Raw genomic sequence first — 23421 nt, forward strand, 5'->3', positions numbered from 1 at the left:
TAGTATAACCCTTAAAATCCATTTAGTTTGAGCAATAAAATAGAATTAAAACCTATAAACAGCATTTTAGGAGAACGCTTCTATATTCCTTCTTATCAAAGAGGGTATCGTTGGACAAGTGAACAAGTAGAAGCATTACTAAATGACTTATGGGAGTTTAAAACAAGCCAAAAAACTTCTGATAGCGATGCTAAAAATCCATTTTATTGCCTACAGCCTATAGCAATTAAAGAGTATAATGAAGATGATATAAATTATTGGGAAGTGATTGATGGTCAGCAAAGGTTGACAACCATATTAATTCTGTTGTATTATTTTAATGAAACTGAATTTAAGACCCCAAAAAAGATATTCAATATTAAATATGAAACCAGAAGCGATAGTGAAAATTTTTTAGAGAATATAAAAGACGATACTGTTGCCAATCAAAATATAGACTATTTTCATATTAACGATGCTTTTAAAACTATTGTAAAATGGTTTCAGGAAAAAGAAGAAACAAATGCCGCTATTAATAGTGAGTTTTATCCTGTGCTTATCAATCAAACCAAGCTTATTTGGTTCGAGATTACTGACAATCAAGATTCTATAGATATTTTCACTCGTTTAAATATGGGTAAAATACCTCTTACTAATGCAGAATTAGTAAAAGCATTATTTTTAAGAGAAACAAATTTCAATAAAAAAGAAGATGTTAATTTAAAGCAACTGCAAATAGCTTCAGAATGGGATGCTATTGAAAGCACATTGCAAAATGATGATTTTTGGTATTTTATTTACAACAATTCAAATCCTCTTAAATACGAAACTCGAATAGAATATATTTTCGATTTAATCAAAAATAAAACCAAAGAAGATGAAGATAGGTTTACGTTTTATAAATTTAGTGAAGCGTTTACAACTACCTTAAACGAAGACAATAACCCAGACATAGATAAATTATGGATGGAAATAAAAAAGTACTTTCTAACATTTCAAGAATGGTTTAAAGATAGAGAGTTGTATCATTTAATTGGTTTTTTAATTAGTACCAATAGTAATGTAAGGTTGTTAAAAGAAGCATCTGCAGATAAAACAAAAACAGCTTTTAAACTTCATTTAAAAAAGAAGATTAAAGCCAAAGTAAAATGTCAAATAGACGATTTAAGCTATGGCGATAAATTAATAAAAACAGTGTTGTTACTGTTTAATATTCAAACCATATTAGAAAATCCAAAATCTAATATGCGCTTTCCTTTTAATAGTTATGAAAACGAAAATTGGGATATAGAACATTTACGTTCTCAAACAGATAAAACAATTTCAGGTAAACAAAGAGTGTTATGGTCTAAAGATATTTTAGAATACCTAACAGGGAAAGAAAGTATAGTAGAACAAAGGTTAATAATAGAACAAGAACTAAAAGGGAAAGTAAAAAAGATTTCAAAAGGATTATTAAGTTTAATAGAGGCAGAAAAAGTAGATGCAGCAGAATTTGAAAAATTGTATAAAAAAGTAGCAAAATTATTTAAAGAAGATAAAGAGCCAGATAATAGCATTTCTAATTTAGCATTGTTAGATGCTTCTACAAATAGAAGCTATAAAAACGCAATGTTTCCTATTAAACGTAAAACCATTATAGAAAATGATAAGAAAGGAACATTTGTACCAATTTGTACAAGAAACGTATTCTTAAAGTCTTATAGTAAAAAGTTAGACGATGTGATGTATTGGAAAAATAGTGATGCGAATGACTATTTAGAAGCTATAAAAAACACATTAAAACAATATTTACCAACTCAAAACGCACAAGATGGACAACAATAAAGAAAACAATCAGTCTGGAGAGCGTTTAACTTTTTTTCAGTTATTTAAAGAGAAAGAATATCAAATAGAAGTTCCTATTATTCAAAGAGATTACGCACAAGGTAGAAAATCAAAAGAAGAAGTTAGAAGCTTATTTATAGATGCTCTTTATAACTATTTGTTAGAAAATAAAAAACATAGAGATTTAGATTTTGTTTATGGTAGCTTACAAAATATTGATAGTAATAAAGTTACCAAGTTTATTCCTTTAGATGGTCAGCAACGTTTAACAACATTATTTTTAATGCATTGGTATTTAGCAAATAAAGATGATGATTTTGAAACTTTTAAAACCTATTTAGTTACAAATGATAAATCAAACTTTAGCTATAAAACACGTACAAGTTCTTCAGAATTTTGTGATGCAATATTAAACAATGACATAGATTTAAATGATTTATTAGATGCAGATATAGATAAGGAAAATAGTTTGTCTAAAACAATACAAGATGCTGGTTGGTATTATTCATCTTGGGAAAGTGATCCAACAATTCAATCTATGTTAGTGATGTTAGATACTATTCATTATAAATTTAAAGATGCCCAGGGTTTTTACAACAGATTGGTAAATAAAGACAACCCAGTAATTACTTTCCAGTTTCTAAATTTAGAAGAATTTAAATTAACAGACGACCTCTATATAAAAATGAATGCAAGAGGTAAGCCTTTAACGCCTTTTGAAAACTTTAAAGCAAAATTTGAGCAATTAATTAAAAGCACAACTTTTACAAATGCACCTAACTTTAAATTAGTATTTAATGAATTAGAAAGAGAGGTAACTGTTCAAGAATATTTTTCTCATAAAATAGATACAGATTGGGCTAATCTATTTTGGAATTATAAAAACAGTAAAAATGTTTTTGATGATAAAATTATGAATTTAATCAAAACAAAAGCAATTACTCATTACGCCAATTTAAATGAAAATAATAAGGTCAAATATCTTATTGATAGAGATAAAAAATTAGAAGGTATATCTTTTCAAAAGTATACTGATTTAGGTGGTTTTAGTGAAAAGTTTATTTTAGAGTTTATTTCTTTTTTAGACCTTGTTACCAATGGAAATGAAAAAGTTAAAAAAGTATTAGATAATAAATTTTATTATAATGAAGATATAATTTTTGAGAAAGCTCTAAATGATGATTTTGATAATTACAACCAACGTATATTATTTTATGGGTATTCACAATATCTTTTAAAATGGAAAACAGATGAAGGTTTATTCGATTGGATGCGTATCATTCACAATCTCACAGAAAATAACATTTACAACAACGAAAAAGAATTTATAAGGTCTATTGAAGGTATTTCCAACGTTTTAGGAAATAGTAATAATATAATAAATCATTTTGCTAATAACTTAAAAATTGATGGATTTGGTGCTTTACAAGGTAAAGAGGAATCTATAAAATCCCAATTAATTAAAAAAGAAAGTTGGAAAGATTTAATATTAGAAACAGAACAACATACCTATTTTAAAGGTCAAATAATTTTTATCTTATATTTTTCTGGAATTGAAGATTATTATAAAAATAATGGAAGACAATGTAACTGGTCTGATGAAGATGATGAACAGTTCTTAAATAAATTTAAAAATTATAGAGCTAAAGCTTTAGCTGTTTTTAACGAAAATGGCTTGAAAGAATTTAAAGCTTATAGATGGCGAAGAGCCTTATTAAGCAAAGGTGATTTTTTACTAAAAGAAGGTCGTAATTATAGTTTTTTGATTAATTCTGATAGAGATATTGGTTGGAGAAGATTATTATTGGATGGTGGTGATATTAATAATGCTGGTAAGAGAGATTTTGTTAAAGACTTATTTGATGATGAAGATTTTGATGTACTAAATGTAGAAAGAAGTTTAAAGATTATAATTGATAAATCTAAAGTAGATGATTGGCGAAAGAACTTTATAAATATTCCTGCACTAATAGAATATTTAGGGTCTAAAAAATATATAAGATATAATGCTGAAAACTCAATCTATTTACTTTCTAAAGAGAGGATGAGTGGTAAATATAAAGAGTATTATTCTTATAGTTTTTATTTAAATCATATTTTAGGCAAAACATTAAAACATAAACCATTTGCCTATGTAATTTATAATGAAGTTAGTGGTGAAGATTATCCTCCAAGTATATTTTTTGGAGGTTGGCACTATGATAATTGTAGAATTGAAATGGCGGTTTATGCTTCCTATATAAAAGATGAATTTGAGATAGTTGTTTATCAAGGAGATTTTAAAGGAAATGAAATATCCGAAATATTAGAATCAAATAATTTTTCTCTTTCGGCAAATGATTATAGTATTGTTTTATCAGAAAAAAAAGCTAAAAAAATGTTAGAAACCTTATGTGAATCTTTTAATTCTCTAGAAAATGAATAAAGTAGGCAGTATAGAACGTATCACACAACATAGAGTTGTAAAGTTATTCCAAGAAGAATTAGGGTATACATATTTAGGTGATTGGCAAGAAGATAGAGAAAATAGTAATATTGAGGAAGAATACTTAACAAAGTATTTACTTAAAAAAGGGTATAACAATGCTCAAATTACCAAAGCTATTTATGAGCTAAAAACAACTGCCAATAATTTTAGTGATAGCTTGTATACTACTAATAAAAACGTCTATGAATTATTGCGTTATGGTGCTGATATAAAAACAGAAATTGGTAAAAATACAGAGAAAGTTCATTTTATAGATTGGAGAAATTGGGAATCAAATGATTTCGCAATAGCAGAAGAAGTAACCATAAAAGGTAACAAAACAAAGAGACCAGACATAGTTATTTATGTAAATGGTATTGCATTAGGTGTGTTAGAATTAAAAAGAAGTACCATAACTATAAACGATGGTATTCGCCAAAACATTACCAATCAACAAGACCGTTTTATTCAACCATTCTTTTCAACAGTGCAATATTTATTTGCAGGAAATGATACAGAAGGTTTACGCTATGGAGCTATTAAAACACCAGAAAAATATTATCTAAAATGGAAAGAAGATGTAGAAGATAATAGTAGAAATCTATTAGATAAGTATCTTTTAAAGATGTGTGATAAAGAACGTTTTTTAGAAATTATCTACGATTTTATTGTCTTTGATGGTGGTGTTAAAAAGTTACCAAGAGTACATCAATATTTTGGAGTTAAAGAATCTCAAAAACATATCAATAGATATGAAGGTGGTATTATTTGGCACACACAAGGTAGTGGTAAAAGTATCACTATGGTATATTTAGCAAAATGGATTTTGGAAAATAATCCAAATGCAAGAGTGGTTGTTTTAACAGATAGAGATGAATTAGATAAGCAAATCGAAAGTGTTTTTAAAGCTACAGACGAAACAATATATCGTACTAAAAGCGGTAAAGATTTAATGCAGAAATTAAGTGTTCCTACACCAAGATTAATGTGTTCTTTAGTACATAAGTTTGGGAAAAAAGATACTGGTAATTTTAATCAGTTTATTAAAGAATTAGAAAGTCAACCCTCACAAACAGTAGGTGAATTATTTGTATTTGTAGATGAGTGTCATAGAACACAAAGTGGTCGTTTACATAGAACAATGAAAGCCATTTTACCAAATGCTGTTTTTATTGGTTTTACAGGTACACCCTTACTTAAAAAAGATAAGTCTACAAGTTTAGAAATATTTGGCAAATACATACATACCTATAAATTTAATGAAGGTGTGGCAGATGGTGTTATATTAGATTTGGTTTACGAAGCAAGAGATATAGACCAACGTTTAACCTCTCAAAAAAGAGTAGACCAATGGTTTGCAGCAAAAACTAAAGGCTTAAACGATTTTCAGAAATCTGAACTCAAAAAGAAATGGGGAACAATGCAAAAAGTATTGAGCAGTAGTTCGCGAATGGATAGAGTGGTTACGGATATAGTTTTTGACTTTAGTACAAAACCTCGTTTATCTTCTCAAAACGGAAATGCAATTTTAGTCGCATATTCAATATATGAAGCGTGTAGATATTATGAATTATTCCTTAAAACACCATTAAAAGATAAGTGTGCAATTGTAACATCATATAGTCCACATACAAGTGACGTAACAACTGAAGATACAGGTGCAAGTACAGATACTGAAAAAGAGTTTATGTATAATTTGTATACGGAATTATTAGGTACAAAATCTACGGAACAATATGAAGATTGGGCAAAAGCAAAGTTTAATGATGAGCCTGCAAATATGAAACTTCTAATTGTGGTATCTAAATTGCTGACAGGTTTTGATGCTCCAAGTTGCTCTTATTTATATATTGATAAGAGTATGAAAGACCACGGATTGTTTCAGGCAATTTGTAGAGTAAATCGTTTAGATGGTGATGATAAAGATTTTGGTTACATCGTAGATTATAAAGATTTATTTAAAAATTTGGTTAATGATAAAGGAACAGGAGCTTTACAATTATACACTACAGAATTAGACTATGATGATTTTGAAGCGAAAGATATTGATGTGATGCTTCAAGACCGTTTAAAAGTTGGTAAAGAGCGTTTAGATAATGCTTTAGAGGAAATACATATTTTATGTGAACCTGTTGCAATGCCCAGAAACACACTTGCGTATATTCATTATTTCTGTGGCAATACAGAAATAAAAGCAGAACTAAAGGCGAAAGAAACACAACGTACAGCCTTGTATAAAAAAACAGTTTCTTTAATTCGTGCGTATGCAAATATAGCAGATGAAATGGAAGAAGCAGGTTATACATCAAGTGAAGAAATTAGTATAAAGAAAGAATTAGACCATTACTTAAAATTAAGAGAAGAGATAAGACAAGCAAGTGGTGAAACACTGGATTTGAAAACCTATGAAGCTGATATGCGTCATCTAATAGATACATATATTCAAGCAGATGAATCTGAAGTAATTTCTCCTTTTGATGATATGCCTTTATTAGATATTATCGTAAAATCTGGAATGGCAGATGCTATTAATTCAATGCCTGATGGTATAAAATCGAATCAAGGAGCAGTAGCAGAAACAATTGAGAATAATGTTCGTAAAAAGATTATTAAAGAGCATTTAATTGATCCTGCTTTTTTTGAAGAAATGTCTAAACTTTTGGGAGAAATAATAAAAGAGCGTAAAGCAAACGCTATAAGTTATGCAGAGTATTTAGAAAAGATTGCAGAATTAGCTAAACGTGTAAATGAAGGTAAAAGTGAAGAAACTCCTGAAACATTAGTTACTATGGCACAAAGAGCCTTGTATAATAATTTAGCTAAAAATGAAGTGTTAGCAATGAAAATTGATGCTGCTGTAAAAAATGTGAAAAGAGATAGTTGGAGAGGTAATTTACCAAAAGAAAGAGAAATTAAAGCAGAAATTTACAAACAATTAGCTTCTTATTCAGTGGATACAGGTATAGATATTGCAAATGAATTGCCTGAACCTTATGGTATGGAAAACAAAGTAGAAGCTATTTTTAAATTAATAATAGAACAACCAGAATATTAATGCAAAACATTCAGTTAGGAAATATTAAAATAGAAGTAGAACAAAAGGATATTAAAAACATTCATTTGAGTGTATATCCACCTAATGGCGTTGTTCGTATTGCTGCACCAAATAGAATGGATTTAGATACTATTCGTGTATTTGCGTTAAATAAATTAAAGTGGATTAAAAATCAACAAGAAATATTTAAAAATCAAGCAAGAGAAACCCCACGAGAATACTTAACTAAAGAGAGTCATTATTTTTTAGGAAAAAGATATTTATTAGAAGTAATAGAACAAAATAGTCCACCACAAGTTGTTTTAAAACACAATACAATTGAGTTACATATAAGACCTGGTACATCAGAAGAAAAAAGAGAAGAACTGATGACAGAATGGTATCGTGTGGAATTAAAAAAAATAACCCCCAAATTAATAGCTAAATGGGAAAAAGTGATTGGTGTTCAATCGAATGAATTTGGTATAAAAAAAATGAAAACGAAATGGGGTACCTGTAATGTGGCAGCAAAAAGAATATGGCTCAATTTAGAGTTAGCTAAAAAACCCTTGGAATGTATTGAATTTATTGTTGTTCACGAATTAGTCCATTTATTAGAAAGGACTCATAATGAGGTATTTGTAGGGTATATGAATCAATTTATGCCTAAATGGAGATTTTATAGAGAAGAATTAAACAAATTACCTTTTAGACACATAGATTGGAAATATTAAAAAAAAGTAGTTAAGCGATGAATAATTTAGTAGTAATTTTAGGAGCAGGTTTTTCATTTCCAGCAGGTTTACCTTTAGCAAATGATATCAAAAAACGTTTTAACAGGGTCCAAAAAGAAAAACTATTATTAGCTAGTTCAAGTGAATGGATGTGGGCAGATGATAAAGACGATACTACAAAACATAATGGGTCATTAGGCTTTGACCATTTAGCTTATTCTTATATTTTAAATGAAATTGTTAAAGCCTATAATGATGATGTTGATGATTTTGATAATTATGAAGTTTTCTTCTCTTATGTTTTAGATAAGTTTAGTGATTTAGATTGGTTTAAAGAAATATATGCAAAAGCTAAAAATGAACTTATTAAAGACAAACCATATTTAGTCTCTGAACCTTTGCCACATTCTGATTATCTTGTTCCATTAACACAAGAACCTTACATAAAAAAAATACAAGATATATTCAATTATCTTATTGGTGATATGTTATTTGTTTCAAATGCAACAGTAGATAACTCAATTTCTGAATATACTAAGTTTATAGATTATATACAGACATTTGATAGAGTTGATATTTTTACACTTAACCACGATTTATTATTAGAAAAAATACTTTCTAAAAAGGGTATATCATTTTGTAGAGGTTTTTCTATAGATAATTCAGATGTTTATTATGAAAATAATCCTTTGCCTATATTTAATAATCATTTTACAGATAAAATAAACATACATAAGTTACACGGTAGTACAGACTTTTTTAAATTTCAACATTTTAATAATGATGCGGGTCTATTTTGGTCCCCTACAGAAAAGTATAACTATTTTGTAACGCAAAGTTATAATACAAAACATTATGCTGTAAGAGTAAATCCCATAACAAAAAAGGTTGAACAGGATATGAATTTTGATATAATCCCAAAATTTATAACAGGTACAAAGAAAACAAGTATAATATCAAATGATATTATGTACTCCCAATTATTTAAGAATTTTGAAAATGCCATAAATGTTGCTTCTCAACTATTAATATCTGGTTATTCATATGGTGATGAACATATAAATAATGAATTAAAAAAGAGAGATGATATTAAAATCATAAACCAAAATCCTTATAATCCTTACCCTTTTAAATGTTCTGAATTAAATGAAATAAAATCGTTAGAAGATTTATAGTACAATCAAACCTCCACAACACAAAACTCAGTTTATTGCGAAAAGCAAAAACCCTCTGTCTTTTGTGTTGTTCCGCTCACCATACAAGTTTAGCGTTTTAATATTCTAAAGGTATTTGCATTTTAAAGCTTGTCTTTTCGCATACTCAAAAACAACTTTAAAAAGCAATCTTTAATATTGTTTTCATAAAACACAAAACTCTCCAAAGCTAAGTTACATAACGGGTAGTTATACTGCTTTTTCGTAAAAACTCCAGGCACTATAACGCCATTATGTAAAATAGCCCCACAGCCATTGCGCACCTAGGAAATTTATAATACCATCCAGATATTTTAACAACATGTAGTAGTTAATGCATTTATTTTTATAAGTGCTTATAGGTATAATTAATATAAAATAGTAAAGTAAAAACAATCCAGTTGCAATTCAAAACAATTTTAAAGCACCTATAAAAACAAAAAAAGCCAATAAGAGTATAAATTTTTATTTGTAAATCATTTAGGCGGTTACCGTTTTCACTAAAAGCAAATGCGTTGGTATTTTTAAAGCATTCAGGTAAATTATAGAAGTCAGTAAAACAAAAAAGTTGTAGTAGCATTCACTTTTAATAAAACCTCACAAAAGTAGTTAGTACAAATAAAAAGTTACACACTTATTCTCGCTGCTGCCTGCGCACTAGGTACTTCGTCTTTAATTATTTCCACGTAATTGCTTTTTCCTTGAAAACTAGTTTAAACTATTCAATTCTTTGGTATCTATTTTCTAAAATAGTTTTGTAGGCTGTTTTCATTTCATCTGATAAAAAAGAAGTGTTGATCAATTGTATTGCTTTCGATTTATTTTTAAACATACGTTTAAAAACGCCTTTAATTTGTTTGTCTGTTAAAGCTAAAAACTGTCCCAGTTTTTCAAAGTGTTCTTTTTTTAACTTCCTTTTTTTTCCTGCTAGCGTAAGTGCTAATTCTTCTGTGTCTTCTGGTAAAACAATACACACATTTAACAAGTCATAAGCGTGTGAAAGTATCCATCCAGAAGTGTCTTCTATCATCGAAAAATTCTTTAAATGCATATCATTATTCCCTGTTAAAAAGCTAAATAAAGTCAATTCAAAAAAGAAGATTTTATCAAGTAAAGTATTACGCGAATATTGTCCAATAGCTTTTCCTACTTTTTCCATAGAGCTTTTGTATTTATCATAAGCTTCAGTAACCTGAAATAAATCCAACATATGTATTTTTTCTCCTTCAGTAGTTCTATCAATTCTTTTAGTGATATAAGCAAGTTCTCCAGAAGCAAGTCGTATCAAGCTAGAAGGCACAACGTTCAATCCAAAGGCAGCTGCAATTCTCATTGTCAAATGTTCATTTTCTGGCATTTCTCTAAATTGTGGAGTAGGTGGTTTAAAAATATAGTGTCCTCCCAAGGCCCCAACCACTGTAAGTCTTGGGGGTTCTTTTGTACTAATATTGTTGTCTAAAGACATCGATAGTTTGGGTTGTACACCTGGTACTGCAATACTTCTTTCTACAACGTTTTTTGCTAAAGTCCCCATGTCTTCAAGTCGATATGGAATCTCTGGAGCTTCTTTGGTTCCAAAGAACTCCAAGGCACATTTTTCATGAAAATCAGTTTCAGTTGTCAATGTGTTGTAACAATACAAACAGTTTTTTTTAGACTTCATCGTTTTCTTTTATAGGGATAACACTAACAGCTCCGATACAATTTTGACAACAGGCCAAAAGCAAGCCCATACTGTCATTTGCTTTTATTTTCCAGTTTTTTGTAGCAATCTCTAGCAACCATCCTTCTGGAATTAATCCTTCAAAAAAAGGAAACAAACGAGCACTTGTATAGGGATCAGTTCTTACAGGCATGCTAAACGTGATAAATTGTTTAGGATAATGGGTTACATAAGAAGGATCATATGTAAAAACAAAATCTCCTTCTACGGTTTCTAGTATAATACCTGCAAGTGTCTCTTTATAATATACATTACCTTGTCTCATCGTCTATACTTTTTTTTGCTATTGGGGCTAACTCATGACCAAACATGGCTAAAACCAAATTCACTTTTTCTAAATTTAAATTGGTTTTACCTTGTTCTATTTTTCTAATAACGGTCAAAGCAACACCTGTACGTTCAGCAAACTCTTCTTGGGTAAGATGTACTTCTTTTCTACGATTTTTAACAAATTCTGATAATAGCTTCATTATATGCTTTTAAATATAAATATAGGCAAATATACTAAATTATATGCATGTAGATATAATTTAGTGATTAAAAGTATTTTTATATGCTTTTAGATATAGTAAAAATAATAGGAGAAAAAGAAAAACAAAAAAAGACAGCAAAACAAATGCTTCCCTGGGCAGCGTACTTGTTTCAGAATCTCATAATCTCAACGTAAAAAACAACGATATCAAAATTTTGTCATTGTAAATCCATCGCTATTAGCCTATAAAGGTCAAGCCCTTCGGGTTTTGAAAAAAATCTCCACCAACTAAAAAAATCAGTATTAAAAAATCAACACGCTAGTGGTTGGTAGTATTTTTCTCAAAAACCTTGATAGTCTAGCCTCACCATTTAAAAAACAGCTTTCTTTTTGTTGTTTTCCTTTCCAAAATTTTATGGGCAAAAAAAATAGCAAAAGAATCTGAACCTTAAAATGGATACTTATGCAAAATTTTGAAATCAAGACACACCAAATCGGACGCACATACAAAGCGCCACATTTTTTTATTTTAAATAAAGGGCTAAATAGCGGAAAACCGCTAGACAAACCTTGTCCAAATTGCTTTGTAATTATTGCAAAAACAAAAGCAAAAAGAGAATCCCTGTATTACTTGTGTTTATCCTTAAAAGAAGGGCAATTCTTTGCCTATTATTTAAAAGGATCAGTGATTCCTTTTATTGGTATCTCAGATGCTAAAAAAGTAATCAATACTGCTTTGCAAAATTATGAGGCACAACAATGGCAAATGAAAGTTGAAAAGCTTAAAAAAATCGCAGCTTTTGAAGAAAACTTAAAACAGCAGTTGTCAACCATTTCAAAATTAAAAATTGCTTTGCTAAGATCTTAATTGGCGCAGCCATCCTGAAATTTATTTAGTATTTCAAAATCTAAAGCATATCCATTCTTTAAGGAAAATCCCAAACGACCTATTTTATTTTTTGTAAGAATTCAATTTTTGTGGAATTCAGAGAACCCAAAGAGCTTGCGGTCTGGGTTCGAAAATGAAATAAAAAGTAGAATTCAAATAAAATAAAAGTGAGTCTTGATTTTTTGTTTCGTTTTTTATCAAGAAAAAATGAAAAGGAATAAAACCACCAACCAAATCATGAAAGTAATCATAGCAGGAAGCAGAAACTTCACCAACTATCATAAATTAAAAAAAGAATGCAATCAATTCCTCCAGGATTATAAAAAAATCGAAATTGTATCGGGTTGTCATTATAAAGGAGCAGATAAATTGGGCATTCAGTTTGCAAATGAAAAAGGTTTTGAAGTGATAAAGTTCCCTGCAGCATGGAATACATATGGAAAAGCAGCAGGTCCAAAAAGAAATAAAGAAATGGCAATATTTTCTGATGTATTAATTGCTTTTTGGGATGGAAAGAGCAGAGGTACTAAGAATATGATTCAGTTGGCAAAACAAAATGGATTGTTATTGAAAGTTATATTGTTTTAAATCATAAAAAAAGCCCGATCGTTAGATCGAACTTTTATTTTCCTGAAGCTTGTTCTGAATTTATGTCAGAATCTCACAGGATCTATTCAGTAAAGGTTACCACATCAAAACTGAATTTATCTTTTGCGCTTTGTAATCTTTTTTAAGAAATAGGAAACCATAAAACTAACGGTTGCTCCAATCACTGCTAAAATAATAGTTTTTACAATATCTTGCGTAAATATTCCAGGACTAATACTTAACAAAGTACCAGAGGCAGTTCCTATTTTTAATTGGATGTTGCTGTTCATGGTCCTTGATCTTTTTTTGCTTTAGAATCTTCAACAGTAACTTGACTTACTGCAGAAATAATCCCTCCAGCAACAGCAACATAACCTGCAGCAGTAACTAGGGCAGCAGGTAATGCAATAGGAGCAGCCATAATACTTCCACTAACAGCTAATAAGGACAATCCAATAGTTCTTAAAACTTTGAAAAATTTTGTAAAATACTGATTTTCAGATATAATATTAGGAGGTTCAGAAACCTCTTTCTCCGCAAAACCCGAAACATTACGTTTCGGGTTTTTTATTCTAAAATTTAAAATAATTAATAGATTAAAAAGTCTAACTGTAAAAGGTTAGACTTTTTTGTTTGATAAAACCAAGACATAATATAAATTGTATTTTTACACTATGGATTTGTTTTCTTCAGAAAAAATAAAAAATATTTTGCCATTTGATGGTATCACAAATTATCACGGAGTAGTTTTAAATTTAAACGATTGTAGTTTTTATTATGAAAAGTTGATAAATTCTATAAACTGGAAAAATGATGAAGCTATTATTTTTGGTAAAAAAATAATAACCAAAAGAAAAGTTGCTTGGTATGGCGAATCAGAATTTTCTTATAAATATTCTGGTGTTACAAAAACAGCCAATATTTTTACAAAAGAGTTACTAGAATTAAAATCAATAATAGAAAAAGAAACACAAGAAACATATAATTCTTGTTTATTAAATTTATATCATTCTGGTGAAGAAGGTATGGCATACCATTCCGACGGAGAAAAAATGCTCAAAAAAAACGGAGCAATAGCTTCATTATCTTTAGGTGCTGCAAGAAAATTTTCTTTTAAACATAAAGAAAATAAACAAAGAATAGACATTGTTTTAGAGAACGGAAGTTTATTAGTAATGAAATCTGGTACACAAACAAATTGGTTACATAGATTGCCACCAACAAAAAAAGTAAAAACACCTCGAATTAATTTAACCTTTAGAACAATAGAATTGTAATCTTATCTTTACTTTTGCAAAAAAATATTCATTGGAAACTAACAAGCAACAAACTATAAATCTTAATAAATATATAAGCTCATCTGGTATTTGTTCTAGACGAGAAGCAGAAAGATTTATTAATGAAGGCAGAGTTACAATTAATGGTAAACCAACCCAATTGGGTAACAGAGTTGGTAAAAAAGATGTTGTAAAGTTAGATGGTAGATTAGTTAAACCTAAAAAAACCACACTTTATATTGCTTTAAATAAACCTGTAGGTATTGTTTCTACAACAGATGGTAGAGAAAAAGCAAATATTGTAAAACATATAAATCATCCAGAAAGATTATTTCCTATTGGTCGTTTAGATAAACCATCCGAAGGATTAATTTTTTTAACAAATGATGGTGATATCGTAAATAAAATTTTACGAGCAGGTAACAATCACGAAAAAGAATATTTTGTAACCGTAAATAAATCGATTACATCAGAATTTATAAATAAAATGGGTAACGGAATACCAATTTTAGGTACAGTTACAAAAAAATGTAAAGTAGAAAAAGTAAGCGAAAAAGTCTTTAAAATAATACTTACACAAGGTCTAAATAGGCAAATTCGTAGAATGTGCGAGTATTTAGATTACGAAGTAACCAAGTTAAAAAGAACCCGAATTATGAATGTAGAATTGGGTTTTTTACAAACAGGAGATTGGCGAGAACTTACCCAAGAAGAAATGCAACAAATAAATAAAATGATTGCAACATCTTCTAAAACAGAAGAAGCATCTATTGTAAAAGAAGCACCAAAAGCTAAAAAAGCAAAAAAGAAAGAAGCACCAACTAAAAATAATTTTAATAAAAAAAGTGCATCATTTAGAAAATCATCACCAAAAAATAAAAGAAACAATACCAGTTTTTCATCTAAAAGAAAAAGGAGATAATTTTTTGGGCGTTACTTTGTTCTAAAAGCATTTAGAACCAAAGTCAGGCTTTACACTACAATCTTTTTTTCGTGCCTCAAAAAAGGATTTCCACTTCAATCCTTAACGCATATTTTTGCGAACTAATAGCAAATTAGAATATAAATTATAATTAAGAAACTTACAATTCTTAAATAATAGTATCTTTGCCGATAATGAAATTTGACTTAAAAATTACCGACCCAAAAAGCAAGGCAAGAGCAGGAGTAATAACTACTGATCACGGAGAAATAGAAACTCCTATTTTTATGCCAGTGGGAACTGTTGGAACCGTAAAAGGAGTTCATCAAACAGAATTAAAAAACGAAATAAATCCTGATATTATACTAGGTAACACATATCATTTATATTTAAGACCTGGTTTAGATATTTTAGAAAAAGCAGGTGGTTTGCACAAGTTCATGAACTGGGATAGAAATATCTTAACAGATTCTGGTGGTTACCAAGTGTATTCTTTGTCTGGTAGAAGAAAAATTAACGAAGAAGGTGTAAAGTTTAAGAGTCATATAGATGGTTCTATGCATCATTTTACACCAGAAAACGTTATGGAAACACAACGAACTATTGGTGCAGATATTATAATGGCTTTTGATGAGTGTACACCGTATCCTTGTGATTATAATTATGCAAAAAGATCGATGCATATGACTCATAGGTGGTTAAACAGATGTATAAATCACTTAGATAAATTACCGTATAAATATGGTTTCGAACAAACTTTTATGCCAATTGTACAAGGTAGTACATACAAAGATTTAAGAAAACAATCTGCAGAGTATATTGCAAATGCAGGTCAGCAAGCAAATGCAATTGGTGGTTTATCTGTAGGTGAACCTGCCGAAGAAATGTATGCGATGACAGAAGTTGTAACAGAAATTTTACCAGAAGACAAGCCACGTTATTTAATGGGTGTTGGTACGCCAATTAATATTTTAGAAAATATAGCTTTAGGTATCGATATGTTCGATTGTGTTATGCCTACTAGAAATGCTAGAAATGGCATGCTATTTACTGCTTATGGTTCTATAAATATTAAGAATAAAAAGTGGGAAGACGATTTTTCTCCGATAGACGAAATGGGAATTACATGGGTAGATACAATGTACTCTAAAGCATATTTACGTCATTTATTTGCTGCAAAAGAAATGCTAGGTAAACAAATAGCTTCTATACATAATTTAGGTTTTTATGTTTGGTTAACAAGAGAGGCAAGAAAACATATTTTAGCAGGAGATTTTAGAGAGTGGAAAGATAAAATGGTAAAACAAATGGACAATAGATTGTAAAATTACAAGTTCTTATTAAGAACTTAAATTTAAAAAAAAAAATAATTATTTATTCTTTTGAAAATAATAGATTGGTACATATTAAAAAGATTTTTAGTGACATTTTTGTTTACATTATTAATCTTAATTCCGATAGCAATAGCTATTGATGTTTCTGAGAAAATAGACAATTTTTTAGAACATCCAGATTTAGGATTCAATGAGATTTTAAATGATTATTATTTAAATTTTACAATATATTATACCAATACTTTTATGCCTTTGGCATTGTTTATTGCTGTAATTTTATTTACATCAAAATTATCTAATAACACAGAAATTATAGCAATTACAAATGCTAAAGTTTCTTTTACTCGCTTTTTATATCCATATTTTATAGGCGCCACTTTAATTACTATTTTATCGTTGGCTATGAATCATTATGTTGTACCAACAAGTAGTAAAACAAGAAAAGCTTTCGAAAAAAAATATATTAATAACTCGAAACAAATTAACGAGCTAAAATACGTTTCAGATTTTAGTTTACAATTAACAGATAGCACGTATATATTTATAAGAACGTTTAATACAGAAAATAATATAGGTTACGATTTTAATTCAGAAACCTATGATGGGTTAAAATTAAAGTCAAAATTATCTGCAAACAGATTAAAATATAATGTAAAAGATTCAACCTTTACAATTAGTACCTGGAAAAAAAGATTGATTTATAAAGACAGAGATAGTATTTTTTCTGGTAATAAGATAGATACAGTTTTTAGTTTTACACCAAGAGATTTAATCTATAAATCTGCTTTTGCACAAGAAATGCCATCTAATGAATTGATGAAGTTTATAGATATTTCTAAAAAAAGGGGTGTTAAAAACCTTAATGCCTATTTAGTTGAACTTTATAAAAGAACTAGTTTACCTGTAGCTTCCTATATTTTAACCATCATTGCAGTTGCATTGGCTTTTAGAAAAAGAAGAGGTGGTACAGGCGTTAACCTAGCAATAGGAGTTGGTATTATGTTTTTGTATGTGTTTTTTATGAAAGTTGGTGAAGTATTAGGCTCTGTTGCCGGAGTAAATTCTATCACTTACGTATGGATTCCTAATATATTATTTGGTGCAGTTGCTGTTTATTTATACTTAAATGCAAGAAAGTAAATTAAAAAATTATTTATTACTACACCTCATTGTCTTTATTTGGGGGTTTACTGCAATTTTAGGTGCGCTAATAACTATTGATGCAATTCCTTTGGTTTGGTATAGAATGTTATTGGCGGTAATTTTTATTGCAATTTATTTTCTTTGGAAGAAAAAATCATTCAGAGTCAATAAAAAAGGACTTTTAAAATTTTTATTTACAGGAATTGTAATTGCCTTACACTGGGTATTTTTTTTCAAAGCTATAAAAGTTTCTAATGTATCTGTTGCACTAGTAACCATGAGTACAGGTGCATTTTTTGCATCATTAATAGAACCTATATTTTTTAGGAGAAAAATAAATATTTTAGAGATTTTTTTAGGATTATTAGTCATAGGTGGGTTGTATATTATATTCAATTTCGAAAGTCAATATAAATTAGGTATTATTTACGCGTTAATTGCCTCTTTTTTAAGTGCGCTATTTGCTGTTTTAAACGGTTTGTACATTAAAAAATACACTGCGGATGTTATTTCGTTCTACCAATTATTTTTTGGCGTTGCTTTTATTACTGTATACTTATTAATAACTAACGGATTTTCTATTGCCTTTTTTCAAATTGAAACTTCAGACTGGTTGTACCTTTTAATTTTAAGTAGTATTTGCACTGCTTATGCTTTTATTGCTTCTGTTGAAGTAATGAAATATCTTTCTCCTTATACCGTAATGCTTACAATAAATTTAGAACCTATTTATGCAATTATTTTAGCATTAATAATTTTTGGTGATAAAGAGCAAATGAGTAACACTTTTTATTTAGGAGCTTTTATAGTCTTGTTTGTAGTATTATTAAATGGTCTTTTAAAAAATAGAAAGACATTAAAAGATAAGATTCAGCAAAAACTGAAAAAGAAAAAAGTAATTTAATTTAGCCTTAAAAAGTAAATTTTATAGTATGTTTGTTCTTACAAATAACTAAAATCAAATCACTAGAAATGGAATATTTAGAATTTGAAATGCCAATAAAAGAACTTCAAGATCAACTGCAAAAATGTCAGATTATTGGTGAAGAAAGTGAGGTAGATGTAACTGCTACTTGTAAAAAAATTGAAAAGAAACTAGCAGATGCTAGAAAAAATATATACAAAAACTTAACGCCTTGGCAGCGAGTACAATTATCTAGACACCCAAACAGACCTTATACTTTAGATTATATTAAGGCAATTTGTGGTGATACTTTTATGGAACTTCATGGAGATAGAAGTGTAGGTGATGATAAAGCGATGATTGGTGGATTGGGTAAAATAGGAGATCAATCTTTTATGTTTATTGGTCAGCAAAAAGGTTTCAACACAAAAACACGTCAGTATAGGAATTTTGGAATGGCTAATCCAGAAGGATATAGAAAAGCTTTACGTTTAATGAGAATGGCAGAGAAATTTGGTATTCCTGTAGTAACACTTTTAGATACTCCTGGTGCATACCCTGGTTTAGAAGCAGAAGAGCGCGGACAAGGAGAAGCTATTGCTAGAAATATTTTTGAAATGACAATTCTTAAAACACCAATTATAACAATTGTTATTGGTGAAGGAGCTTCTGGTGGAGCTTTAGGAATTGGTGTTGGAGATAGAGTTTATATGATGGAAAACACTTGGTATACGGTAATTTCTCCGGAATCTTGTTCTTCTATCTTATGGAGAAGTTGGGAGTTTAAAGAACAAGCTGCAGAAGCTTTAAAACTTACCGGTAACGACATGAAAAAAATGAAATTGATAGACGGAATTATCAAAGAGCCAATTGGTGGTGCACATTCTGATAGAGAAGGGGCTTTTGCTGCTGTTCAAAGTCAAATACTAGCTGCTTTTGATGAATTGAAAGATTTATCTGATGAAGATTTAGTTGAAAAAAGAATGGATAAATATGCAAACATGGGTGTTTACAAAGAGTAAATATCTATTTAAATAAAATAAAAAAAGCGAAATTCAAATTTGAATTTCGCTTTTTTTATTTTACAATATTTTTTTAAATACCTAAAGAAGTAAATAATTCTTTTAATCTTGGTTCTGATGGTCTAGGTGCATCAGAATTTACAATTTTACCTTGAGGATCTATTAGTATAAATCTAGGAATCGAGTTTATCTGATATTCTTGCTGAAAAGATATGTCTTTTCCTGCCCAAAGTTGAACGCCAGATAACTGTTTTGCTTTTACAAAATCTTTCCATTTCTTTTCTGCTGCTTCCCAAGATCCGCCACTTCTTCTGTATTCATCCGTAGAAATACTTATAAATTCTATATTTTTACCGTGATATTCTTTTTCTAAAGATTTTAGATAAGGAATTTGTTGAATACAAGGTCCGCACCAAGTAGCCCAAACATCTATATAAACAAATTTTCCTTTAAAAGAGTCTAAAGATTTTTTACCGCCTTTGTAATCTGTATAATCAACAAATTTTGGTGAAATAGTTCCTTTAGCCATAGCTTTGTTTTTTTCATAAGCTTGGTTAAAATAAGTAATCATTTGATTGGTTTGACTATCTACCATTTTTACTAATGTAGTATCTATGTCTTTATAAGAATTTAAAATACTATCGTAATTAGATTTAATAGAAGCTATTTTGTTTTTAAAATCATTTTCATTTAATTCTAGTAGTAACGTAGGATTTCCAATTTTTTGACTTTCTGTAATCTGAGCTAAAATAAAATTACTATTATCAGCACCTTGTCCAGAGAACTTAAAACTAGACATAAAATTTTCAGAGTCTCCATTTAACTTAATATCAAATCCGTTTTTTAAATAAATAGGAGCTCTTTTTGCAGGACTAGTACTAAGAGTGTACACTGCAGCGTTTTCTATATTTAAAGTATCTTTAAAAGTACCATCGTTATTAATTGTAATGCTTTTTACGGGACCTTGTTGACCTGTAATTGTTAAAATAGAATCTTTATTGTTTTCTAACTTTCCAGAAAGCGTTAAATAATCTTTAGAATGTTCTTTAGTACAAGAAGCAAGTGCAAAAACAGCGATGATTATGATGCTAATTTTTTTCATTTATTATAAATATTTATTTGAAACAAATATATAAATTTAATCAAAGGATAGTGTCTTTCGATATTTAACTTTTCTGTTAAAAATATAGAAATCAATTGTGTTTTTGTAGTTTAATGTAAAAAAAAATCTCAAACGTTAGTTTGAGATTTTTTAATTTATGATTATGATTATGATTCTGATTCTGATTCTGATTCTGATTCTGATTCAGATTCTTGTTCTATTTTTCCTTTTTGTATCTTGATATTTAATTTATTTTCTTTTTCATCAAGATCCATAGAAATTGTATCTCCTTCATTTAGTTTAGAATTTACAATTTCTTCGGCTAAAGCATCTTCGATGTATTTCTGAATTGCTCTTTTAAGTGGTCTAGCACCATACTTTTTATCAAAACCTTTGTCAGCAATATAATCTTTTGCTTTTTCGCTTAATTGTAATGTATAACCTAAATCTGATATTCTACGTAATAGTTTATCTAATTCGATATCTATAATCGAGTGTATATCTTCTCTTTCTAGAGCGTTAAATACAATTACATCATCTATTCTGTTTAAAAATTCTGGTGCAAAAGATTTCTTTAAAGCACCCTCAATTACAGATTTTGCATGTGCATCTGCTTGTTCTTTTTTAGAAGAAGTACCAAAACCTACTCCGCCACCAAAATCTTTTAATTGTCTAGCACCAATGTTAGAAGTCATAATGATGATTGTATTTCTAAAATCAATTTTTCTTCCTAAACTATCAGTAATATAACCGTCATCTAAAATTTGAAGTAACATGTTAAACACATCTGGATGCGCTTTTTCAATTTCATCTAAAAGAACAACAGAATAAGGTTTTCTTCTAACTTTTTCTGTTAATTGACCACCCTCTTCATAACCAACATATCCCGGAGGAGCACCAATTAAACGAGAAATAGCAAATTTTTCCATGTATTCACTCATGTCAATTCTAATTAAAGAATCATCAGAATCAAATAACTCTTTTGCTAAAACTTTTGCTAATTGCGTTTTACCAACACCGGTTTGTCCTAAGAAAATAAAAGAACCAATTGGTTTGTTAGGATCTTTTAATCCAACTCTATTTCTTTGAATTGCTTTAACAACTTTAGATACAGCAATATCTTGCCCAATTACCTTGCCTTTTATAAGTTGAGGTAATTCGTTTAATTTATGTGTTTCTGCTTCTGCAACTCTATTTACAGGTATGCCTGTCATCATAGAAACAACTTCTGCAACATTATCTTCTGTTACAATTTCTCTATTTAATTTAGAGTCATCTTCCCATTGTTTTTGAGCAGAATCTAAAGCAGCCTCTATATTCTTTTCATCATCTCTTAATTTTGCAGCCTCTTCATATTTCTGTCCGTTTACAGCTTTAGTTTTTCTTTCTCTAATAAGCTCTAACTTGGTTTCTAACTCTAAAATTTGTTGCGGAACAACAATATTAGTGATGTGAATTCTAGATCCTGCTTCATCTAAAGCATCAATAGCTTTGTCTGGCAAATATCTATCAGTCATATATCTGTTAGTTAATTTTACACAAGCCTCTAAAGCTTCATCTGTATAATTTACATGATGATGTTCTTCATACTTCGTTTTTATATTGTGTAAAATCTGTATTGTTTCTTCTACGGATGTAGGATCTACAATTACCTTTTGAAAACGACGTTCTAATGCGCCATCTTTTTCGATATTTGTTCTATACTCATCTAAAGTAGTAGCACCAATACATTGTATTTCTCCACGAGCCAAGGCTGGCTTTAACATATTAGAAGCGTCTAACGAGCCTGTAGCGCCACCTGCGCCAACTATTGTATGAATTTCGTCTATAAAAAGAATAATGTCATCATTCTTTTCTAGTTCGTTCATTAGAGCTTTCATACGTTCTTCAAATTGACCACGGTATTTTGTACCCGCAACCAAACTTGCTAAATCTAAAGAAACCAAACGCTTGTCAAATAAAATTCTAGAAACTTTTCTTTCTACAATTCTTAAAGCTAAACCTTCTGCAATGGCAGATTTACCAACACCAGGTTCTCCAATAAGCATTGGGTTGTTTTTCTTTCTTCTACTTAGTATTTGAGAAACTCTTTCAATTTCTTTTTGTCTACCAACAACAGGGTCTAATTTTCCTTTTTCTGCTAAATCTGTTAAATCTCTACCAAAATTATCTAAAACTGGTGTTTTTGATTTTTTAACATTTTTTCCTTTTTGAGGTTGATCAAAAGGATTTTGTTTTTCAGAAGCAAATTCATCATCAGATGGTGTTTCTGCTATCGGATTGTTAGGTAGATCTTCATCATCTACATGCAGTTGTTTATATAAAGCTTTCGCTTCATCGTAATTAACGTGATATTTCTGAATCAACTTAGTAGTTGGGTCATTTTCGTTTCTTAAAATACATAAAAGTAAATGTGCAGTATCTATAGATTCGCTTTGATATAGCTTTGCTTCTAAAAATGTTGTTTTTAGAGCTTTTTCTGCTTGTCTCGTTAAATGTAAACTTTGTTTCTCAGAAGTTTCTGCAAAAGTAGGATCAACTGGGTTTAGTTGTTCTAACTTTTTACGCAATAAAATAGTATCTACATCAAATGCAGTTAAAATTTCCATTGCTTTTCCTTCTCCTTTTCTTATTAAACCTAATAACAAATGTTCTGTTCCAATAAATTCATGCCCTAATCTTAGCGCTTCTTGTTTACTGAATGCTATTACATCTCTTACCTTCGGTGAAAAATTATCGTCCATATATTATTGTCTATTGATGTAAATTTAGTCCTTTTTTTTCTTAAAAATTACAAAAAATATGCCAACT

Annotated in this window: 20 protein-coding genes; 13 read left to right on the plus strand and 7 right to left on the minus strand. The window is 29.2% G+C overall.

Going from position 1 to position 23421, the window contains the following annotated elements; all coding sequences use genetic code 11:
* Positions 1-27: 27 nt before the first annotated feature.
* Genes BXQ17_RS01000 through BXQ17_RS01020 form a run of 5 tightly spaced genes read left to right on the plus strand, consistent with a single transcriptional unit; the run spans position 28 to position 9216 of the window.
* On the plus strand, positions 28-1806 hold the full coding sequence (locus BXQ17_RS01000; protein ID WP_077808839.1) for a DUF262 domain-containing protein: 1779 nt from the start codon (positions 28-30) through the stop codon (positions 1804-1806).
* Positions 1793-4231 (plus strand): DUF262 domain-containing protein, encoded by a 2439-nt coding sequence (locus BXQ17_RS01005; protein WP_077808840.1) that lies wholly within the window; start codon positions 1793-1795, stop codon positions 4229-4231. The genes BXQ17_RS01000 and BXQ17_RS01005 overlap by 14 nt, the downstream gene beginning before the upstream one ends.
* Positions 4224-7328, plus strand: a complete 3105-nt coding sequence (locus BXQ17_RS01010; protein WP_077808841.1) for a type I restriction endonuclease subunit R — start codon at positions 4224-4226, stop codon at positions 7326-7328. Before BXQ17_RS01005 ends, BXQ17_RS01010 begins: the two co-directional genes overlap by 8 nt.
* The gene (locus BXQ17_RS01015) at positions 7328-8041 is read left to right on the plus strand and encodes a M48 family metallopeptidase (protein ID WP_077808842.1); all 714 of its coding nucleotides are present in this window, start codon (positions 7328-7330) and stop codon (positions 8039-8041) included. The genes BXQ17_RS01010 and BXQ17_RS01015 overlap by 1 nt, the downstream gene beginning before the upstream one ends.
* Before the next feature lie 17 nt (positions 8042-8058).
* Positions 8059-9216, plus strand: a complete 1158-nt coding sequence (locus tag BXQ17_RS01020) for an SIR2 family protein (protein WP_077808843.1) — start codon at positions 8059-8061, stop codon at positions 9214-9216.
* 736 nt (positions 9217-9952) lie between these two features.
* On the opposite strand, the gene BXQ17_RS01025 is transcribed toward BXQ17_RS01020, so the two are convergent.
* The 3 genes from BXQ17_RS01025 to BXQ17_RS01035 form a co-directional block, all read right to left on the minus strand.
* A complete protein-coding gene (locus BXQ17_RS01025; RefSeq protein ID WP_368348289.1) occupies positions 9953-10822 on the minus strand; it encodes a HipA domain-containing protein in 870 nt (289 codons plus the stop codon).
* 64 nt (positions 10823-10886) lie between these two features.
* The gene (locus BXQ17_RS01030; RefSeq protein WP_077808845.1) at positions 10887-11222 is read right to left on the minus strand and encodes a HipA N-terminal domain-containing protein; all 336 of its coding nucleotides are present in this window, start codon (positions 11220-11222) and stop codon (positions 10887-10889) included.
* Positions 11209-11427: a helix-turn-helix domain-containing protein gene (locus BXQ17_RS01035; RefSeq protein WP_026777261.1), complete on the minus strand. Its 219-nt coding sequence runs from the start codon at positions 11425-11427 to the stop codon at positions 11209-11211. Before BXQ17_RS01035 ends, BXQ17_RS01030 begins: the two co-directional genes overlap by 14 nt.
* Positions 11428-11892: 465 nt before the next feature.
* Between BXQ17_RS01035 and BXQ17_RS01040 the strand changes: the two genes are divergently transcribed.
* Positions 11893-12297: a hypothetical protein gene (locus BXQ17_RS01040; RefSeq protein ID WP_077808846.1), complete on the plus strand. Its 405-nt coding sequence runs from the start codon at positions 11893-11895 to the stop codon at positions 12295-12297.
* A 258-nt stretch (positions 12298-12555) separates the two neighbouring features.
* Positions 12556-12906, plus strand: a complete 351-nt coding sequence (locus tag BXQ17_RS01045) for a DUF2493 domain-containing protein (protein WP_077811322.1) — start codon at positions 12556-12558, stop codon at positions 12904-12906.
* Between the two features lie 116 nt (positions 12907-13022).
* Here BXQ17_RS01045 and BXQ17_RS14470 read toward each other — a convergent pair whose 3' ends face one another.
* Together BXQ17_RS14470 and BXQ17_RS01050 are read right to left on the minus strand one after the other, a co-directional pair.
* Positions 13023-13196 (minus strand): hypothetical protein, encoded by a 174-nt coding sequence (locus BXQ17_RS14470; protein WP_187661415.1) that lies wholly within the window; start codon positions 13194-13196, stop codon positions 13023-13025.
* Positions 13193-13357 carry a hypothetical protein gene (locus BXQ17_RS01050; protein WP_368348290.1) on the minus strand — a complete coding sequence of 55 codons (165 nt, stop codon included), beginning with the start codon at positions 13355-13357 and terminating at the stop codon, positions 13193-13195. The genes BXQ17_RS14470 and BXQ17_RS01050 overlap by 4 nt, the downstream gene beginning before the upstream one ends.
* 223 nt (positions 13358-13580) lie before the next feature.
* Between BXQ17_RS01050 and BXQ17_RS01055 the strand changes: the two genes are divergently transcribed.
* The 6 genes from BXQ17_RS01055 (at position 13581) to BXQ17_RS01080 (ending at position 19508) form a co-directional block, all read left to right on the plus strand.
* Positions 13581-14183, plus strand: coding sequence for an alpha-ketoglutarate-dependent dioxygenase AlkB (locus BXQ17_RS01055; RefSeq protein WP_077808848.1), 603 nt, complete (start codon positions 13581-13583; stop codon positions 14181-14183).
* A 31-nt stretch (positions 14184-14214) separates the two neighbouring features.
* Positions 14215-15105, plus strand: coding sequence for a 23S rRNA pseudouridine(2604) synthase RluF (gene rluF / locus BXQ17_RS01060; protein ID WP_077808849.1), 891 nt, complete (start codon positions 14215-14217; stop codon positions 15103-15105).
* 194 nt (positions 15106-15299) lie between these two features.
* On the plus strand, positions 15300-16430 hold the full coding sequence (gene tgt / locus BXQ17_RS01065; protein WP_077808850.1) for a tRNA guanosine(34) transglycosylase Tgt: 1131 nt from the start codon (positions 15300-15302) through the stop codon (positions 16428-16430).
* Between the two features lie 96 nt (positions 16431-16526).
* Positions 16527-17579, plus strand: a complete 1053-nt coding sequence (locus BXQ17_RS01070; protein WP_254712393.1) for an LptF/LptG family permease — start codon at positions 16527-16529, stop codon at positions 17577-17579.
* Complete coding sequence (locus tag BXQ17_RS01075) at positions 17566-18486, plus strand: DMT family transporter (RefSeq protein ID WP_077808851.1); 921 nt, start codon at positions 17566-17568, stop codon at positions 18484-18486. The genes BXQ17_RS01070 and BXQ17_RS01075 overlap by 14 nt, the downstream gene beginning before the upstream one ends.
* A gap of 68 nt (positions 18487-18554) precedes the next feature.
* On the plus strand, positions 18555-19508 hold the full coding sequence (locus BXQ17_RS01080) for an acetyl-CoA carboxylase carboxyltransferase subunit alpha (RefSeq protein WP_077808852.1): 954 nt from the start codon (positions 18555-18557) through the stop codon (positions 19506-19508).
* 73 nt (positions 19509-19581) lie between these two features.
* On the opposite strand, the gene BXQ17_RS01085 is transcribed toward BXQ17_RS01080, so the two are convergent.
* Together BXQ17_RS01085 and BXQ17_RS01090 are read right to left on the minus strand one after the other, a co-directional pair.
* Entirely contained in the window at positions 19582-20610 is a 1029-nt protein-coding gene (locus BXQ17_RS01085; RefSeq protein WP_077808853.1) for a TlpA disulfide reductase family protein, read from the minus strand.
* A 167-nt stretch (positions 20611-20777) separates the two neighbouring features.
* Complete coding sequence (locus BXQ17_RS01090) at positions 20778-23354, minus strand: ATP-dependent Clp protease ATP-binding subunit (protein WP_077808854.1); 2577 nt, start codon at positions 23352-23354, stop codon at positions 20778-20780.
* Positions 23355-23421 lie beyond the last annotated feature (67 nt).

Source organism: Polaribacter sp. BM10, from assembly GCF_002005425.1.
Classification (GTDB): domain Bacteria; phylum Bacteroidota; class Bacteroidia; order Flavobacteriales; family Flavobacteriaceae; genus Polaribacter; species Polaribacter marinaquae.

Excerpts from the sequence above, each read along its gene's own strand:
- BXQ17_RS01005 (WP_077808840.1), top strand. The coding sequence starts at position 1,793 with ATGGACAACAATAAAGAAAACAATCAGTCTGGAGAGCGTTTAACTTTT.
- BXQ17_RS01010 (WP_077808841.1), top strand. The coding sequence starts at position 4,224 with ATGAATAAAGTAGGCAGTATAGAACGTATCACACAACATAGAGTTGTA.
- BXQ17_RS01015 (WP_077808842.1), top strand. The coding sequence starts at position 7,328 with ATGCAAAACATTCAGTTAGGAAATATTAAAATAGAAGTAGAACAAAAG.
- BXQ17_RS01020 (WP_077808843.1), top strand. The coding sequence starts at position 8,059 with ATGAATAATTTAGTAGTAATTTTAGGAGCAGGTTTTTCATTTCCAGCA.
- BXQ17_RS01030 (WP_077808845.1), bottom strand. The coding sequence starts at position 11,222 with ATGAGACAAGGTAATGTATATTATAAAGAGACACTTGCAGGTATTATA.
- BXQ17_RS01035 (WP_026777261.1), bottom strand. The coding sequence starts at position 11,427 with ATGAAGCTATTATCAGAATTTGTTAAAAATCGTAGAAAAGAAGTACAT.
- BXQ17_RS01040 (WP_077808846.1), top strand. The coding sequence starts at position 11,893 with ATGCAAAATTTTGAAATCAAGACACACCAAATCGGACGCACATACAAA.
- BXQ17_RS01045 (WP_077811322.1), top strand. The coding sequence starts at position 12,556 with ATGAAAGTAATCATAGCAGGAAGCAGAAACTTCACCAACTATCATAAA.
- BXQ17_RS14470 (WP_187661415.1), bottom strand. The coding sequence starts at position 13,196 with ATGAACAGCAACATCCAATTAAAAATAGGAACTGCCTCTGGTACTTTG.
- BXQ17_RS01055 (WP_077808848.1), top strand. The coding sequence starts at position 13,581 with ATGGATTTGTTTTCTTCAGAAAAAATAAAAAATATTTTGCCATTTGAT.
- tgt (WP_077808850.1), top strand. The coding sequence starts at position 15,300 with ATGAAATTTGACTTAAAAATTACCGACCCAAAAAGCAAGGCAAGAGCA.
- BXQ17_RS01075 (WP_077808851.1), top strand. The coding sequence starts at position 17,566 with ATGCAAGAAAGTAAATTAAAAAATTATTTATTACTACACCTCATTGTC.
- BXQ17_RS01080 (WP_077808852.1), top strand. The coding sequence starts at position 18,555 with ATGGAATATTTAGAATTTGAAATGCCAATAAAAGAACTTCAAGATCAA.
- BXQ17_RS01085 (WP_077808853.1), bottom strand. The coding sequence starts at position 20,610 with ATGAAAAAAATTAGCATCATAATCATCGCTGTTTTTGCACTTGCTTCT.
- BXQ17_RS01090 (WP_077808854.1), bottom strand. The coding sequence starts at position 23,354 with ATGGACGATAATTTTTCACCGAAGGTAAGAGATGTAATAGCATTCAGT.